The sequence below is a fragment of the Pantoea sp. DY-17 genome, from assembly GCF_019795975.1.
GTDB classification, from domain to species: Bacteria; Pseudomonadota; Gammaproteobacteria; order Enterobacterales; family Enterobacteriaceae; genus Pantoea; species Pantoea leporis.
Window position 1 is genome coordinate 484,613 of the sequence record NZ_JAIMIG010000003.1, and the last position, 14,137, is coordinate 498,749.

General features: G+C 56.0%; 7 protein-coding genes. 1 reads left to right on the plus strand and 6 read right to left on the minus strand.

All coding sequences use genetic code 11. The features are described from left to right. Nucleotides 1-325: 325 nt before the first annotated feature. From K5Y33_RS16395 to gltP, 6 genes are all read right to left on the minus strand, one after another. The gene (locus K5Y33_RS16395; RefSeq protein WP_222234553.1) at nt 326-6,397 is read right to left on the minus strand and encodes an autotransporter outer membrane beta-barrel domain-containing protein; all 6,072 of its coding nucleotides are present in this window, start codon (nt 6,395-6,397) and stop codon (nt 326-328) included. A 490-nt stretch (nt 6,398-6,887) separates the two neighbouring features. Then, the gene (gene murP / locus K5Y33_RS16400) at nt 6,888-8,318 is read right to left on the minus strand and encodes a PTS N-acetylmuramic acid transporter subunit IIBC (protein WP_222234554.1); all 1,431 of its coding nucleotides are present in this window, start codon (nt 8,316-8,318) and stop codon (nt 6,888-6,890) included. Next, nucleotides 8,318-9,229 (minus strand): N-acetylmuramic acid 6-phosphate etherase, encoded by a 912-nt coding sequence (gene murQ, locus K5Y33_RS16405; protein WP_222234555.1) that lies wholly within the window; start codon nt 9,227-9,229, stop codon nt 8,318-8,320. The genes murP and murQ overlap by 1 nt, the downstream gene beginning before the upstream one ends. Nucleotides 9,230-9,369: 140 nt before the next feature. Further along, nucleotides 9,370-9,774 carry a type II toxin-antitoxin system HicB family antitoxin gene (locus tag K5Y33_RS16410; protein ID WP_101763040.1) on the minus strand — a complete coding sequence of 135 codons (405 nt, stop codon included), beginning with the start codon at nt 9,772-9,774 and terminating at the stop codon, nt 9,370-9,372. Between the two features lie 112 nt (nt 9,775-9,886). Further along, nucleotides 9,887-10,063, minus strand: a complete 177-nt coding sequence (locus tag K5Y33_RS16415) for a type II toxin-antitoxin system HicA family toxin (protein WP_222234556.1) — start codon at nt 10,061-10,063, stop codon at nt 9,887-9,889. A 208-nt stretch (nt 10,064-10,271) separates the two neighbouring features. Then, nucleotides 10,272-11,573 (minus strand): glutamate/aspartate:proton symporter GltP, encoded by a 1,302-nt coding sequence (gltP, locus tag K5Y33_RS16420; protein ID WP_007888562.1) that lies wholly within the window; start codon nt 11,571-11,573, stop codon nt 10,272-10,274. A gap of 581 nt (nt 11,574-12,154) precedes the next feature. Between gltP and acs the strand changes: the two genes are divergently transcribed. Beyond that, nucleotides 12,155-14,110 carry an acetate--CoA ligase gene (gene acs, locus K5Y33_RS16425; protein WP_110868166.1) on the plus strand — a complete coding sequence of 652 codons (1,956 nt, stop codon included), beginning with the start codon at nt 12,155-12,157 and terminating at the stop codon, nt 14,108-14,110. Nucleotides 14,111-14,137: the final 27 nt, after the last annotated feature.

A 14,137-nucleotide genomic window follows, 5' to 3' on the forward strand; every position in this document is an offset into this window, starting at 1 on the left:
TTTTTTATCTTTTCGGCATCGTACGGCTTGAGCTTTAGCACCAGTTTCAAATTCAGGCCAATAAAAAAGCCGCTTTGCAGCGGCTTTCACACTTTTTCACTTAGCTCATCGATTAACCGGGTTTTACAATAAACCAAATCAATCTTTTATTAAAAACCCAGTTAGCAGACCTGCAGCGCAAAAGGCGCAGGGAAATGGGATTTCCCAAAGCCATTTGTGTTGCAGGAAGGCGGCAAGCTCGCTCATTCCCGGGAGCAGAGTGAACTCTGTGACCGGGGTGAGCGAGCGCAGCCAACGCACCTGCAACGCAAAGGGCGCAGGGAAATCAGAATTGCCAGCGAACCCCCACGTTATACCGCCACCCTTTAGCACCATTGCCAGCGATCTCTTTGCGATAATCCGCTTCCGCATACAATGAAACATCCTTCTGCAAGGTTGCAGTGCCGCCTGCGCCCAGTTCCCACATTTGACCAAATTTTCCGCTGCTGAAGGTTGCGCCAAATGCCGGATTATCCACCGATGACACCGAGGTATCTGCGCTGCCGCCCCAACCTTTGTAGTAGTTCGCGCGCAGATAAGGGGTGTATTGACGATTGCTGTCGTCGGTCCAGGTACGGTCGAGGCGCGCGCCGAGACGACCAATAGTTTGGTTATAGTCGCCGTAACGCACGTTGTTGCCGTCTTTATCGGTGAAATCATTCATATTCAGCTTCATGTACATCAGCTGCGCCTGCGGCTCAAGCTTGTAGCCATCGCCCAACGCAAACGGATAGCCGCTCTCCAGCGATGCCGTCCAGCCGTGGCCTTTCAGCTTCGCTACTTCTTGCGTGCGGGCGATATCGGTTTCGCCGCGATGCCAGTCAAATGACAACACACCGTCCAGATAGAATCCGCTCTGACGCTGCCAGGTGCCGTAAAACGCCAGGCTGTCGCTGTCGAAAGTGGTGCTGCTGTAACCGTCGGCCGCATGCGGACGAATGCGCGTATTACCGCGCGTATAGGCTAAACCGCCGCGCAGGCTATCCTGCTCGCCATCGAGTCGCAGCAGATTGCCGCCTACCTGCACCGCACTGTAATCGAGGTCAAAGTCGTAACCGAAGTCGCGGAAACTCTTATCGCTCTTGTACTTCAGGTTCGAGCCGATATAGCGCAGGAACATCTCGCCGCCGTTGCCTTGCGGACGTGTCTGCTCGTGGCGCAGTTCGCCGAGGCGTTTATGCAGATCGTCGATAATCGCCGAGGTGTAATAGGCCAGGCCAACCGGTGCCGACACATAAGATGGCACCTGCGGCACCACCGCCGGACGCGAATCGTAGCTTTGCGGCGTGCCAAAGGCATCGGTGACGAAGGTCGGCTGACAGTTAACGCTATCCTCACACACGTAGTAGTTCGCCAGACGGTAATCCCAATAGTTATTGCCGCTGCCGCTGACTAAACGCTGGCTGGGATCGCTGCTGCCCGGTGCAAAGGTGTAGAGCCGATATTGCCACGGCCCGGCACCGAGATAGCCATCCTTCAACGCGAAGCTGTTGGCGCTGGCATTACCGCCGACCTGCGCCAGCGAGATCCCTTCGTTGCCCTCTACGCCTCCATTTTGATTGAGATCGGTGAGTGCGCCGGTGCTGGCATCCGCCAGTTTCACATTCACCAGCGTGGTACCGCTGGCATTGCCGGTGACGTTAATGTGGTCGGTGAACTGATTGCTTAGCGCACCACCCTGGTTGAGGTTAGTGACCAGATTGAGCTGGCCGCCGCTCGACGCCAGCGATCCAGCGATATCCAGCGTGTTGCCCGGTGAACCCGCGCCGTTGGTGAGATCCAGCGTACCGGCGTTGTTCACCACCAGCGAATCGGCGGTGCCGCCGGATAGCGTCGGATGCACGTTATCGCCGGCATACAGCGTGGAATCCGCATCGACATTGATGGTGCTGTGCGCCAGCTGCAGATTATCGGTTAGTGTCCATTGGGTATTGGCGAAGTTGATGGTGCTCCAGCCGCTGCCAAGATTAACGCCTTTGCTGAGATCGTCGGCGCTGAAGCTGCCGCCGCGCGCGTCGATCTGATTGAAGGTCAAGGTGTTGCCGGTGCCATTACCGCTGGTGAGATGATAGGTGGTGCCGAGATCGACCTTGCTCACTTCAGCCGTGTTGTTGTTGTCGTTGCCCATGGTCAGGCTGCCGTTGAGCGTTCCGCCCGTCCAGCGGAACCGATCCGATCCGCCGCCCGGATTGATATCGCCCTGCACCGCGCCTTCGGTCAGCAGAATTTCGTCATCGGCGTTGCTGCCCGCTACCGCCACGGTTTGTGGGTTGGCGGTGATGATGTTGCCAAGGTTCTCGAAGATGGTTTTACCGCCGCGCAGATCCACCACCGGCGCCGTCAGGCTGTTGGAGGTGAAGTTGCCGGTATTGACGATGGTGCCCGCCGTGCTGGAGACCAGCGCCGATCCGCCCGCCGCATTACCGATATTCACATTGGCGGCGGTGGTGACATTGCCGGTGGTATTGGCGCGAATACCGGTGCCGCCTGCGCCGGTAACATTAAATTGATAGCCCGACCCCAACGTCAGATCGCCGCGGGTGGTGGAGCCATCGGCATTGGCGATATTCAGGCCGCTGCCGCTGCCAGAGACGTTGGTGGTCACCGTCGAAGCCGGATCAAATGGCACAGCGGTGCGAATCCCGTTGCCGTCGCCGACGTTAATGGTGAGATTGCTCAGACCAACGTTGCTCAGTTCGGCGCGGTTTTCGATGCCGTTGCCGCTGCCCAGCACGTTCACCGTGGCGTCGCTGGCGCTGAGTGCGGACGCACCGCTATCCAGCAAAATGCCGTGCGCGTTGCCGCGCGTGGTGATCACCGTGTCGCTGCCGGTAAGCGCCAGCTGCGCGCCGTCGCTGATGCGCACGCCCGCGATACCGTTATCGACATTGATGGTGCCGCCTTTCGCCAGCGTGCTGCCGCTGCCGGAGACATCCAGCCCGGTGCCGTTGGCTACGTTGACCACGCCGTTGTTGGTCAGCGTGCTGCCGGCGCGCGAACGGATCCCAATATTGTTGCTGCCGGTGAGGTTCACATTGCCGTTGTTGACCAGCTCTGCGCCGTTAGTGACATCAAAACCCATCGCGCCATTGCCCGCGCCGCTCACATTGCCGTTGCTGGTAACGCGGGTGGCCGCCGCGCTGCCATCCAGCGCGTTACTCAAATCGGTACGCAGATTATTAATCAGCACGCCGACCGCGTTGCTGCCGCTGAGGTTGATGCTGCTGCCGCTATCGAGCGTGGCGTTCGCACCGCCTTCGGCACGGATCGCCGTGCTGCCCTGGCCGCTGGCGATGAAGTTGGCGTTGCTGCTATTCAGGCTGCTGCCGCTGCCGGAGATAATCGCGCCGGTGCTGTTGCTGGCGCTGGCGGTGAGGGTGGTCGGCGTGGTGAAACTCAGCGCCGCGCCGTCATCAATGCGATAGCCGGTTGAGCCGCTGCTGTTAATATTTAAAGCGTTGGTGGCGGAGCTAATGCGCGATCCGCTGCCCGCCGCGTGATAAGCAATTTGGTCACTGTTGTTGAATACCGGCGCTGAACCGGCGGCGATATTCACCAGCGCGCCGTTGAGCGCTTCCGCCCCAATCGCGCCGGTGCCGTTAAGATTCAGCGTGCCACCGTTCAGGTTGGCTACCGCGCGATTGCCGCTGGCGCTGACGCCTCGGCTGCGGTTGGTGGTGCTGCCGCCATTAACATTGATGGTGCCGGTGTTATTGGCGGTGGTGGCAAAGGTGCTGCTGCCGCTGTTCACCGCGATGCCGGTGCCGCCATCGTTGATGTTGATATTGCCGCTGTTGGTGCCGGTCGCACCGCTCTCGACGCGAATGCCGGTGGCGTTGGCGCCGCTGAAGGTGATATCGCCGCTGTTGGTCAACTGCGCGCGATTGCGGGCCAGATAACCGGTCAATCCACTCTGTGACGCATTCAATAACGCCGCAGAGTTCAGGCGGGTGCTGGTCACCGGCGAGCCGCTGTTTCTGCCAAAGATATCGTGTTTTTGTCCGTCAACGATCGCGCCAATTGCGTTGCTACCGGTGAGATTCATGGTGGTTGCGGCATCAATAACACCTGTTGCGCCCCCTTCCACCGTAATGCCATTGGCACCGCTGCCGCTGACGTTGATCACCGCCGCATCGCTGCTCACTTCGGTGCCTGCGCCGCTGCCGAGCACGGCGGTAGAACCGGCACCCGACGCGGTGAGCGACAAGGCGTTACCGTTGAAGTCTGCGCCCTGCTCAACACGAAACAGCGTGGAGTTCTGCGTGGTCACATCAAACGGATTGTTGCCCAGCACGTTAATCAGCGCATTGGGGCCGTAGGCAAAGAAGGCGATCTGATTGGTACCGTTAGAAAAGGTCGGCACGGCAGCCGGATCCACGGTCACCGTGGAATTGCCGCGCGCATGTACGCCGATCGCGCCATTGCCGCTGAGATTGATCGGGCCATCGATGGTGGCCTGCGCCGTGCCGGTTGCACCTTGCCCTTCCACCCACACGCCATAGTTGCGCGTGCCGCTGGCCGGATCGGCGCCGCCTGCCACGTTGATGGTGCCAGTTGAGGTGGCGCTGGCGGTGTTGCCATTGGTCGCCAGCACTTTCAGGCCGGTGCCGTTCACGCCATTCAGGTTAATAGTACCCGCGTTATTGATGTTGCCGGCACTGTTGGTCACCAGCATGCCGACGTTTTCACGCGGAATGGTGGCAGCCGCACCGTTCACATTGATGGTGCCGGTGTTGATCATGGTGGCGTTATTCGCGCCGGTCGCCGACATCCCCGCCGCATTTTGCGTTCTCGTGCCGAGGGTAATGCTGCCGTTGTTAACCGCGTTGCCGTTGGCGACCAGGGCGATACCGCTGGTCAACCCGCTTTGGTTCATCGCGATATCCGCCGTCGCTTCACCCAGGCTGTTCTGCGGTCCGCGACCAATGTAGATATTGCCGCTGGCGTTATTGGTGAAGCTGGAAGTGGCGTCGGTCAGTAACACGCCAGACGCGGTGCCGCGCGCGCTCGAACCGTTGACGCCAACGTTGATATTGCCGCTGTTATTGGCGGTGGATGACACGCCAAGATTGATGCCCGCCACGCCATACTGTGAATTGCTGCCGGTGGTGGCGAGGTTGAGGATGCCGTTGTTGTTAAAGGTGCTACCGGTTTGCACGGCTACGCCGTTGGCACCGTAGCCGGTCGAACCAATGCCGGTACCATCCTGACGATTGAGGAAGCCGCCGTTAATTACCCCATTATTGGTTCCACTGCTGTTATCGGTTAACACCAGCGCCGTGCCGTTATTGGTGATGCTGCCGCGACTCGCCAGTTTGCCATCAATCACCGCTTGCGCGCCGTTGGAGGCTTTGATCGCACCGCCCGTCGCGCCCACCACTTCCAGCGTTTTACCCGCCGCCAGATTGACTCTCGCGTCCGCGCCATTGGCATTGATCACAATGCGATTGCCGATCGCCTGCGTCACCTCGTCTGGCGGCGTGGCGCTAACGTTGTAGACGATGTTGGCATTGGTGAAGGTGACGGCTTTGTTGAATTCAGGCAGATAACGGGTTTTATCAAGATTGCCCGCCTGCAGCTGACCGATCAGCCAGTTGTTGTAGCTTTGCAGCTGGCTGGCGTTGGTGACGGTAAAGCTGGTGCTTTTGCCATCCAGCGTCTGCACGCTGAATGCGCCGTTATAGGTGGCGAGGTTTTGCACCTGATAGCTGCTGGTGGCCGATCCCGCGCCGTCCGGCGTAGCGGTGGCACCGAAAAAGCTGATGCGGTTATTGCTGTTCCAGTTCACCGTGCCGGTGCCGCTCACATCAAATAGCTGTGTCTGTTTAGCGGCCATGGTCCAGCTGTTGGTGCTGGCGCTGCTGAGCGCATTCGCCTGCCCGATATTCACATCCAGCGTACCGCCGGTAACATCCGCAACGCGCGCATCGATGTACTGCGCATCATTGACGTTCTGCACATCCGGCACGCTGGTGGCGCTGGTGACGGGCGCTAAGGCGACAAGACTGGCGGAGTTATATACCTGGAATGTGCTGTTGGTGCCGGTTGCGGGATCGGGCGTAGTGATCGCAAAGTTTTGCGGGCCGGGATCCAGGCGATCCTGATTGAGATACTGCGATCCCGAGGTGATCGCCACTTGCCCGAGCGTGGTGGTGACCGCGCCATCCGTTCCTGCCGTGAATGCCTGATTGCCGGTCAGACTTTCATTGCCGCTGCTGACGGTAATTTTACCGGTTTGGTTGTCATTATTTTCTGGTGTGTAAGTCCCCAACGTAACAGCCTGACTTTGCATTGCTGGATAGATCAGCAATTGCGCCGCCAACATCCCTAATGCGATAGGATTTAATGTAAACCTCATACTTCCTCCAGTGGGCGTGCAGCGTCCGCGCTGTTATTGCAACAGCGTTAAATTCTTCGCGTGGGGATAAAGCGGCAGATAATGACCAATCCCGTGTAGCAATCTAATTTGAGAACAACTGTGTGAAGAAATACGGTGCAGTGAAAAAAGGGATGGAATTGTTGTTATAGATTAATTGGCTTTAGGTATAGACTTTTTCGCTGGTGAGTGCAAAAGACAATTATGAGTAACCTATTGTCATCTCGGGGAATTAATTGCGATGCAGGTTGGATATTCTAAATAATTTGAGGCCATTTTAAATATTAGGTCTGGCTTTCTATCTCCTTAATAAAAAATTTATTTTTTGCTAACGCTTTACTTACAAACGGTACTTAAGCAGTGAATGTGGCTGTGACGGATTAAGCGACTTGAGAGAGTTTAAAAGCGTGATCGTGATCACGGTTAGACCAGGTCACGCTTTATGCCGACCTGGTCGATATCCGTACTTCACTTAACTTAAATCCACATTGCGGGTGCCGCCCCACCAGGTAAAGGCGAACCCGCCAATCCACGCCACGATCAGCCCGGCGAGATACACCGCCATGCCGGCAAAAATGCCCTGCGATGAGGTCATTAGCGGCAATGTGACTAAACCTGAAGGGCCAAACACGGTGTTCATTCCCACTGGCAATCCCAGCCATGCCACCAGCCCGATAAAGAAGCCGCCCAGCGCACCGCCAAAACAGGCGGTGATAAAGGGTTTCAGACGCGGCAGCGTGACGCCATAAATCAGCGGTTCGCCGACACCGAGCAAGCCCGGCACAATGGCGCCTTTGATCTGTTTACGCAGCAGTGAGTCTTTATCCGCTTTGCACCATAACGCCAGTGACGCGCCGACCTGCCCGGCGCCAGCCATCGCCAGAATTGGGAAGAGCGAGTTAAAGCCCTGGGTTTCCATTAGCGCGAAATAGACCGGAATAAAGCCTTGATGAATGCCAAACATCACCGCGATCAAAAACAGTCCGGCCAGAATAGCGCAACCAAACGGATTGTTATTTAGATGAATGAACAACCACGACATGCCTTTAAATAATTCGCCGCCGATTGGCATAATCACCAGGAAAGTCACCGCGCCGGTAATTAATAACGTCAGCAACGATGTCAGGATCATATCGAGATTATCGGGAATGATTTTTCGCAGCTGTTTCTCAATCCAGGCACCAAATATTGCCGCCAGCAGCACGCCAATAATATTGCCGCGCGGATCGATCACCATGCCGAAGAAATCCTGCATCCCGCTGTAATAACCGACCTTCGCGTCAGGGACATAACCGAGCACAAACAGCGAGGCGATAATGGCCCCGTTGACGCCGGTACCGCCAAAGGCTTTCTGCGCGTTATAGCCAATCAAAATACTCAGGAAGGTGAACAACCCTTTGCCAAACACCTTCATGTACGCCACGGTATCCAGCAGCCAGCGTGCATGATCGCCAGGCTGATTAAGGTGGAAGATCTGCTCAATCAGCGTGGCGAAACCCAGAAGCAAGCCTGCACCGATAAAACCGGGGATCAGCGGCGTAAAGATGGTGGCGAAGCAGGAGAGAAAACGGTGCAATGCGCTGGTCTGCTTTGCCTTCATCTGCTGCCTTTGCGCGCTGGCGATGGCCTGCAGATCGCCCGGCGCCTGTTGATTAAGCAGTGCCTGCATTTTCTCTGCTGCAGTTTGCGCTTTACCGGGACCGAGCACGATCTGCAGCTGCGCATCGCTGTCGATCACGCCCAGCACGCCCGGCAGCGTTTTGAGTGTGGCGCTATCCACTCGCGCGGCATCGTTTAGTGTCAGACGCAGGCGCGTCATGCAGTTGCCGCACTGCACCACATTATTGGCGCCGCCCACCGCCAGCAAAATGTCGCGCACCAGATCTTCGGTAATGGCCGCCATTATTGCGCTCCTGCGTCACGCAAAGCGTTGCGAATGAAGCCCTGATTCTGACTCAGCAGCGATTTTGCTTCATCGGCCGTTAATCCCGCCAGCACCATGACAATCGCGGTTTTACAGTGCCCATTACTCGCCGCCAACGCCTGCTGCGCGGTAGCATCGTCACAGTCGGTGGCTTGTTTGACGATGTTCACCTGGCGCTGCACCAGCTTCTGGTTGGTGGCTTCCACATCGACCATCAGATTGCCGTACACCTTGCCGCTGCGAATCATCGCGCCGGTGGTGAGCATATTCAGCACCAGCTTCTGCGCCGTGCCGGCTTTCATGCGCGAAGAACCGGTGACCACTTCCGGGCCCACCACCGGCGTCAGCGCCACATCTGCGGCCTGCGACATTGGGCTGTTGGGATTACAGGTTAACGCTGCGGTAAATGCGCCTTGCTGACGCGCATACGCCAGCGCGCCCAGCACATAGGGCGTGCGGCCGCTGGCGGCAATCCCGACTAGCACATCGTTAGCGTTGAAAGTGATATCACGCAGATCCTGCGCGCCCTGCTCCACGTTGTCTTCGGCGTTTTCCACCGCCTGCAGAATCGCGGTGTGGCCGCCAGCAATTAGCCCAACCACCTGGCTGCGCGGCGTGCCGAAGGTCGGCGGACATTCGCTGGCATCCAGAATCCCCAGACGACCCGATGTGCCTGCGCCGCAATAGATCAGGCGACCGCCTTTGCTGAAGGCGTGGGTGATGGCATCCACCACCTGCGCAATCTGCGGCACAATGGCTTCCACCGCCAGCGCCACTTTTTTGTCTTCATCATTGATCACCCGCAGCATCGCTTCGGTGGTCAGCTCATCAATGTTGTGGCTGGCGGGATTACGACCTTCAGTGATCATCTGACTCAGATCGATCTGCATGAGACACTCCTGTGTGAGAATAATTTATTCGTAAAACTATATATCACACAGAATTGTTAATTCCTCTGCTGCGCGGGATTTTTTTGCTTTTTGCCGCAGCGGACATAAAAAAACCCGCCGAAGCGGGTCGTTTTCGTGGTTCAGGCGTTTGCCAATTCTTTGCGCGCTAACGCGGCCAAAAAACCGCTTCTGGAACCATATTCACGATGGTGATCGACATAGCTATCAATTTTAGTTAACAGATTCTGCGGCAAGGTGATGTTGAGCTTTACTGCTTTGCCTTCATAGCGACTGAGATCGATATCGACAAAGGCCCAATAACCACCCTGACAATTTTCATCCTCAATATGCGTTTCAATGTTCGTTGCCACAGGCACTTCGTAACCCGCATCAGTCGACGACTCAACATGCGAATCAATCGCAGCAGAAGCATCGGTTAATGCATCATCCACTGTCTCGCCAGCAAAAAAACATCCAACAACGTCCGGTACAAAGCCAGAATAGGTGTTGCTTTCTGTCTTATGAAGATAAACGGGGAATCTCATGTTGAGCCCTCACTTGAAAATGATTTTAAAAAGACTTTTAGAAGATATGAAAGCATCACAATACCCGCTGACATTGCCACTTTTACAAATCGGGGGCCAGGCCCCCGTGAAATTAGTCCATTAACTTAATTAGCTTACGTACTGTTCCAGTTGCCAGGTCTTTCTCAGGATGAGGAAGCGAAATATGGTAGGGCTTGTCCCTTCTTACGAATACATGATGGCTTCCCTTAACACGATCTAATACCCAACCTCGCTCAAGCAACATCCTGATCAGCTCCCTGCTGCTCAATACAACCTCCTGATGTCTCCAGCCTAATAAATATACCCACTATAACCACCGAAGAAAAGTTTTGGTGGTTATAGTGGGTATAGATTTAAGCAATGGTTTGAGGCAAAGGGTTATAAGACTTGTCTGTAGCAGGCATAAAAAAACCCGCCGAAGCGGGTTTCTGTGCGTAGCGGTCGCCATGAATGTCGCCCCCTACGGCGCAGGTGCGTTAGCTGGCGCTTTGCGTGCGCAGCTGTTGCTCGTAGGCGGCGGCTTGTTTGGTGTCGAACTGGTCTTCCCAGCGCGCAATCACCAGCACCGCCAGCGCGTTACCGATCACGTTCAGCGCGGTACGCGCCATGTCCATGATGCGATCGACACCAGCGATAAATGCCAGGCCTTCCAGCGGAATGCCCACGCTGCCCAGCGTTGCCAGCAGCACCACGAAGGAGACGCCCGGCACGCCAGCGATGCCTTTCGAGGTCACCATCAGCGTCAGCACCAGAATGATCTCGTCAGTCAGCGACAGATCAATGCCATACAGCTGGGCGATAAAGATCGCCGCGATACTCTGATACAGCGTTGAACCGTCAAGGTTGAACGAGTAACCGGTCGGCACCACGAAACTGGTGATGGCTTTCGGCGCACCGTAGGCTTCCATCTTCTGCATAATGCGCGGCAGCACGGTTTCTGAGCTGGAGGTGGAATAGGCAAGAATCAGCTCGTCTTTCAGAATGCGCATCAGCGTGGTAATGCGCAGCTTACAGAAGCGCGCCACCGTGCCGAGCACCACGAAAGCAAAGAACAGAATCGCCACGTACACCAGCAGCACCAGCTTGGCGAGTGGATAGAGCGACGCAAAACCGAAGTTCGCAATGGTGACCGCAATCAGCGCAAACACGCCGACTGGCGCATAACGCATGATCATGTGCGTCACTTTAAACATGGTTTCGGAAATCGAACGGAATACCGTGACCAGCGGATCGCGATGTTCCGATGGCAGCGCCGACAGGCCCATACCAAACAGCACCGAGAAGAAGATAATCGGCAGCATGTCGCCCTTCACCAGCGAGGCGAAGATGTTCTGTGGGATCAGCGACAAAATGGTGGTGACCAGACCGTGCGGTGCACCCTGAACCGCTTCGGTGGTGGCTTCGTATTTAGAGATGTCCACCGTTGCCAGCGTTGACATATCTATGCCGCTGCCGGGTTGGAATACGTTGGCCAGCGTAATGCCGACCACAATGGCAAGGGTGGTGATCACTTCAAAATAGATAATGGTTTTAACACCAATACGTCCGAGCTTTTTCGCATCACCCACGCCAGCAATGCCGACAATCAGTGAGGAGATAACAATCGGTACCACAATCATCTTGATCAGATGAATAAAGATGTCACCCGCGGGCGTCAGAATGTTAGTGATTAACCATTCACGATCGTCGGGCTGATTATGCAGCACGGTTCCCACAATCACGCCCAGAATCAGCGCGACTAAAATCTGCCATGCAAGGGTGAACTTAAAACCTTTCATAACGCGTTATTTCCTCAGTTAAAAACCCCTTTGCTCTGCTGCGAAGGTGCAGGAGAAATGTCACACAGGGAAGTGAGCAAAAGCCCGATAAAATAGAGGGTTATTTATGACTACGTCGGTTACAGCTGTGCAGGCATTTTGCGCCTGCGGGGTGATGCAGTCTGAGTTGATACCTGCTGAACAGGGCCGAGATAAGTACCATTTTCACTACGGTAAATGCAACCCCCGGCGTGATAGCGCAAATCTTATTCAGGTTAGTAGCATAAAATGCTGACGAAGGTTAACGGCCATAACTCGCTGTTATGAAAAGTGTTAATTCGATAAGTTTCAGCATAGCTATGCATTATTGCGCAAAAAGCGGCCCGGCTCGTTTGCTGATTATTTGCACAGCAGAGGCAGAGATCTCTTAGGCTTAAAGCAGAAGATCACGCTGCTGGCGCGGCGTTTTTGCCCGCCGTTCGCCGGGGATTTGGCAGTGATAAAAGGTCGTGATCCAGACTACAAAACAGAAACAAAGCCCTGTCGTGGTCTTCAATTAACCATTGATTGACATATGATTAACATCTTCAAGGAGGTCAGCCATGAGCCAAATACACAAGCATCCCGTACCCGCTGCCATTGCAGCGAATGCTCTCATTAATGCCGATCAGTATGCGGCGCTGTATCAACAATCGGTTGACGATCCCGACACCTTTTGGGGTGAGCAAGGCAAAATCCTCGACTGGATTAAGCCTTACAGCAAAGTGAAAAATACCTCCTTTGCCCCCGGCAATATTTCGATTCGCTGGTATGAAGATGGCGCACTGAACCTCGCCGCGAACTGCCTCGATCGCCATCTCGCCACGCGTGGCGACCATCCCGCCATCATCTGGGAAGGCGACGACGCCAGCGAAAGCAAAACCATTACCTTCCGCGAACTGCATGCGGACGTCTGCCGCTTTGCCAATGTGCTCGGCAGCCTGGGCGTAAAGAAAGGCGACGTGGTGGCGATCTACATGCCGATGGTGCCTGAAGCCGCCGTTGCGATGCTGGCCTGTGCGCGCATTGGCGCGGTGCACTCGGTGATTTTCGGTGGCTTCTCACCGGAAGCCGTCGCCGGGCGCGTGGTCGATTCCAACGCCAAACTGATTATTACCGCCGATGAAGGCGTACGCGCCGGACGCAGTATCCCGCTGAAGAAAAACGTTGATGATGCCCTGAACAATCCAAACGTCACCACGGTGAAAAATGTGGTGGTGTTTAAGCGCACCGGTAAAGATACCGGCTGGCGTGAAGGCCGCGATCTGTGGTGGCACGATTTAGTGGCGAAGGCCAGCGATCAGCATGAACCGGTCGCCGTTGATGCCGAACATCCGCTGTTTATCCTTTATACCTCCGGTTCCACCGGCAAGCCGAAAGGCGTGCTGCACACCACCGGCGGTTATCTGGTGTATGCCGCCAGCACCTTTAAGTATGTGTTTGATTATCATCCTGATGATGTTTACTGGTGTACCGCCGATGTCGGCTGGATCACCGGCCACAGCTATCTGATTTACGGCCCGCTGGCGTGCGGCGCGACCACGCTGATGTTTGAAGGCGTGCCGAACTGGCCAAAACCAAGCCGCATGGCGGAAGTGGTGGATAAACACAAGGTCACGCTGCTGTATACCGCGCCAACCGCGATTCGCGCGCTGATGGCCGAAGGCGATAAAGCGATTGAAGGCACCGATCGCAGTAGCCTGCGCATCATGGGTTCGGTGGGTGAACCGATCAACCCGGAAGCCTGGGAGTGGTATTACAAGAAGATTGGCGACAGCCGTTGCCCGATCGTCGATACCTGGTGGCAAACCGAAACCGGCGGCTTCATGATCACGCCGCTGCCGGGCGCGACCGAACTGAAAGCCGGTTCCGCCACTAAACCGTTCTTCGGTGTGCAGCCGGCGCTGGTGGATAACGAAGGCAATCCGCTCGAGGGTGCCACCGAAGGAAACCTGGTGATTGTCGATTCCTGGCCAGGCCAGGCGCGTACGCTGTATGGCGATCACGATCGTTTCGAACAGACCTACTTCTCCACCTTCAAAAATCGCTACTTCAGCGGTGACGGCGCGCGCCGTGATGAAGAGGGTTATTACTGGATCACCGGCCGCGTCGATGACGTGCTGAACGTCTCCGGCCACCGTCTCGGCACCGCCGAGATTGAATCGGCGCTGGTGTCGCATCCGAAGATTGCCGAAGCGGCGGTGGTGGGCATTCCGCACAGCATCAAAGGCCAGGCAATCTATGCGTATATCACGCTTAACCACGGCGAAGAGCCGTCGCCAGAGCTGTATACCGAAGTGCGTAACTGGGTGCGTAAAGAGATTGGCCCAATTGCCACGCCGGATGTACTGCACTGGACTGACTCGCTGCCAAAAACCCGCTCCGGCAAGATTATGCGTCGCATTCTGCGCAAAATCGCTACGGGCGATACCAGCAATCTCGGCGATACCTCTACGCTGGCCGATCCGGGCGTGGTAGAGAAATTGCTGGAGGAGAAACAGTCCATCACCATGCCGTAACCGGCTTCTGTTGTAGGGGCGACCATT